2 protein-coding genes are annotated in these 1,926 nt (G+C 52.3%); both read right to left on the minus strand.

The window, feature by feature from the left end:
• Positions 1–128: 128 nt before the first annotated feature.
• Positions 129–1,640, minus strand: coding sequence for a recombinase family protein (locus D1646_RS21245; RefSeq protein ID WP_160638361.1), 1,512 nt, complete (start codon positions 1,638–1,640; stop codon positions 129–131).
• An 88-nt stretch (positions 1,641–1,728) separates the two neighbouring features.
• Entirely contained in the window at positions 1,729–1,920 is a 192-nt protein-coding gene (locus D1646_RS21250) for a hypothetical protein (RefSeq protein ID WP_160267309.1), read from the minus strand.
• Positions 1,921–1,926: the final 6 nt, after the last annotated feature.

The following is a 1,926-nucleotide window of genomic DNA, read 5'->3' on the forward strand; positions in this document are numbered from 1 at the left end:
GGAAAATCGGAACCGTCATTGTCAAGGATATGTCCCGGCTGGGCCGTGATTATCTGAAAGTGGGATTTTATACAGAACTACGATGGACAAGGGCATAAAAAGATAATGTTCTGACGGTATGCCCGCCGTCAGAGTTTCCATTCAATTTGCAGCTTCTCGCTGGTGGCACGAATAACGGTAATCATCAAATCCACCACCCGCTGCTTGTCCTCAAAGCTGACATTTTCCCAATCATCCAGGTAATTGGAAATCGTGTCAATCTGCTCCGGGGATACGGCCTCGGCGGTCAGCTTGGCAATCTCGCTGGCAAGGGCCTGGCGGCGGCTGTCCAATTCCTCAATCTTGGTGTTGGCGTAGGAGATCAGCACCGGGGTCGCGCCCGTCAGCGTGTCCAACAGCTTTTCAATCTCGCTTTCCACTTGGGCCAGCTCCATCTGCTTTGCCGTCAGCTTCGGGCTGGCGGCTCTTTTCTTTTTGCGGCCCGTCAGCGTTTTGTAGTTCTCCAGCTTCTTCACCATCTGCTGGTAAACTAATTCTTCCAAATCGTGGAGCCGGACAGCACCACAGCCAGGGCAGGATTTATTTTCTGCGTGCTTCGAGCAGCGAAAATAGAGATGCCCACAAGAATGAGCTGCCATCAGAGCGTAGCCGCAGTTGCCACACTTGATTTTCCCGGCCATCCACGAATGGCGGGCTTTCCTCGCGGGCTGGTAACTTTGGCTTGCCATAATTTTCTTTCGCACCCGAAGCCACAACTCAGACGGGATGAAGCCCTCGCTGGGGGCCAGCACCAACATCTGGCCTTGCAGATACTTGTGCTTGTTATCGGTGCTGCCCTTGCTCCGATAGTAGTAGCAGCCGTTTGTCCCTACGAAATCGGCGGCATCGTTGTAAATCTCCGTCCCCTGACTTTTGAAAAACTCGTATATATCCAGGTCAGCCATTGCGTAAATTGGATTGCGGAGGATAAGGCTGATCGTTGACCTGGAAAACGGCTTTCCAAAGAATGACCTCACACCTTGGGCCGTAAGCTGGGTGGCGATATCGTGGAGCGAAATGCGAGGGTCGATGTACATATCGTACATCTTGCGAACAAACGCCGCCTCGGTTGGTTCAATTACCAGCTTCTTTGTATGGATGCCGTCAATGATGATCGGCTCCGTCCGAAATCCATACGGCGCTCTCCCGCCCATTTTGAAACCGCGCTGACACCGAGCATACCATGCGTCCTGCACTCGCTTCTGGATAGTTTCTCGCTCCAACTGCGCGAACACAATGCAGATGTTCAGCATGGCCCGGCCCATCGGCGTGGACGTGTCAAACTTCTCTGTTGAGGATATGAACTCCACGTTGTATTCCTGGAACAGCGCCATCATGTTTGCGAAGTCGAGAATGGAACGGCTGATGCGGTCGAGCTTGTAAACAACCACCCTGGCAATCAGTCCGCGCTTGATGTCCTCCACCAGCATTTGAAACTGGGGCCTATCCGTATTCTTGCCGCTGTAACCCTTGTCTTGATATTCCTTACAACTCCCGCCTCTCAATTCGTATTTGCAAAACTCAATCTGACTTTCGATAGAAATACTATCTTTCTTGTCGATGGACTGTCTTGCATAAATTGCGTCAATTCGATTGTTCATTTTGCGCTCCCTTTCTGAAAAGAAACGGAGCTGCTGACGCTATGATTATACCATCAGCAGCCCCGCAAAGCAACGGCGCGGCGAAAATTTAGCTGGCCGGTTCCTCCGTCTGCCGGTGGCTGGCGTACTTGCGGAACACCTCATAGAGCCGCTGCTCCAACTCCCGGCGCTTCACCGTCTCCTGCTCCGGGGTGAGAATGGGCGTGAGGTTTTCCAGAGGGATTTCCCGGCCCTGGAAATTGACAATCTCGGTCTGTTTCTTGTAGCTGATATGCTCCATAGGCAA

Origin of the sequence: Pseudoflavonifractor sp. 60 (genome assembly GCF_009911645.1) — a bacterium.
Taxonomy (GTDB): domain Bacteria; phylum Bacillota; class Clostridia; order Oscillospirales; family Oscillospiraceae; genus Lawsonibacter.

Coding starts and splice junctions, on each gene's coding strand:
- D1646_RS21245 (WP_160638361.1), bottom strand. CDS start 1,640: ATGAACAATCGAATTGACGCAATTTATGCAAGACAGTCCATCGACAAG.
- D1646_RS21250 (WP_160267309.1), bottom strand. CDS start 1,920: ATGGAGCATATCAGCTACAAGAAACAGACCGAGATTGTCAATTTCCAG.